The 1,380-nt window shown below is 37.0% G+C and carries 1 protein-coding gene; it reads right to left on the bottom strand.

Going from position 1 to position 1,380, the window contains the following annotated elements; translation table 11 throughout:
• Window positions 1–1,380: condensation domain-containing protein (locus H3T96_RS14560; RefSeq protein ID WP_232356476.1), on the bottom strand; the 1,380-nt coding region annotated here is incomplete at both ends.

Genomic DNA, 1,380 nt, shown 5'->3' on the forward strand with positions numbered 1-1,380 from the left:
GAGTGGTGGAGGGTAAAGGCGCAGTAACTGCGTTAATCTGTTTTCTAATTAACTGTTGTGCCGTAGGTAATAGAGTAACGATAGGCTGTTGCCAATCTTGTTCAATAAATTGATTTAATAGTTGGATATAACTATTAAACATTTGATCAAGCATACCAATAGGAAATAGTTCCTCCACTGCGTCCCAAGAAAGATCCAACTCACCATCAAATTCATAAAGCTGATGGTCTAGCCATACCTGTGGTGTTTCTGATAAACCACCACTTACAAAAGCAGGAAAACTTTGGTTTTGCGTTACAAATAAATCTTGTCCTAAACCAAGAGTACTTGTAAACACTACAGGTAAGGCAGCAGTAGTCATACCCATCGTTTTAGAACGCTCTCTTTGTATCCAAATAGAAGATATGGTTTTATGCTCTAATGCGTCGACAATTTCTTGTTGCATTGCTTTAGCTTGCTCAATAACAGAATGTGCACTATTGGGGTAATAACCCACTGGGGCAAGGGTAGTGAAATCGCCTGCAATTTGATTAATCTGTGGATGAATATTTGGTCTATCAAAAAGAGTTAAATTGATCGATAGAGGTTGGTTTGCAGACCATTGTGCAAGAATATGAGCATAGGCAGTCAACAAGATAACCGAAAGGGTTAGCTGGTGTTGTCGTGCTTTAGATTTTAGTTGTGACCACTGATTAGCTGATAACCGATGACTATAACGTTTAAAAATAACTTGATTAATTTGTTCTGGTTGTTTTGCTATAGGCAGTTGTGGTGCTAAAGGTAATGTATTTAACTTCTCTAACCAAAAAGTTTTATCATTATTTTTTGTTCTATTGTCAGTTTCTATTTGAGTGACAAAATCTCTAAATGATAAATCTAAAGCTGGCAGGGTTGCATTACTATTTTCATATAGCATAGCCAGTTGTTGCAGAATCAATTTAATGCTAAAACCATCTAAGGTAAGGTAGTTAAAAATAATGCCAATACGACAACGTTGCTGACCATATTCAATTGCATAGAGGTGATGATTATAGTTCTTAGCTAAACGTTGTTGTTGCCAATAATCATGAATGATTTGTTGGGCTTTTGCGGCTGAATTTGTGTTCAGAGAAATAGTATATAATTCGACAGGAACAGCATGTTGTAAGATAGTTTGGTTACCATCTGTATCTATGGTAACTCGCATCATTTCATGGTATCGAACTAATTGATTCCATGCTTGATTAAACTTTGCTAGATCAACATTGGTACCATCTAGCTCGACTAAATAGTGAGTACCACAGTTTAGAGGCAGACCGGGTGCTTGCCCCATCCAGTAAGCACGTTGTACTTCAGTTAAAGGGAATGGTTGATAGCGATTTTTTAAATCAGCAACGACTT

This window comes from Gilliamella sp. W8136, from assembly GCF_016101285.1.
In the GTDB taxonomy this organism is placed as follows: Bacteria; Pseudomonadota; Gammaproteobacteria; order Enterobacterales; family Orbaceae; genus Gilliamella; species Gilliamella apicola_N.